This window comes from Vogesella urethralis, assembly GCF_007644045.2.
Classification (GTDB): Bacteria; Pseudomonadota; Gammaproteobacteria; order Burkholderiales; family Chromobacteriaceae; genus Vogesella; species Vogesella urethralis.
The window spans coordinates 1-236 of the sequence record NZ_VMDW02000041.1; the positions used below are offsets into that span (position 1 = coordinate 1).

The following is a 236-nucleotide window of genomic DNA, read 5'->3' on the forward strand; positions in this document are numbered from 1 at the left end:
CTTTGGTGATCATCTCCACTTCTTCGCCAAAGCGGTTAATCGTATGACCGGGAACGGTAATACTGGAGGTAGGCTTCAGCGGGATGTTGGCAACGATCTGCTGGCCGCTGCTGATGCCGCCAAGAATGCCGCCGGCGTGGTTGCGCTGGAACCCGGCTTTGGTGATCTCATCGCGGTTTTCGCTGCCGCGCAGCTTCACCACCTCGAAGCCGTCGCCAATTTCCACCCCTTTCACG

The 236-nt window shown here is 58.5% G+C and carries 1 protein-coding gene; it reads right to left on the reverse strand.

Going from position 1 to position 236, the window contains the following annotated elements:
* On the reverse strand, positions 1-236 hold a 236-nt coding region (locus FLQ03_RS01370; RefSeq protein WP_144374168.1), incomplete at both ends, for a chorismate synthase.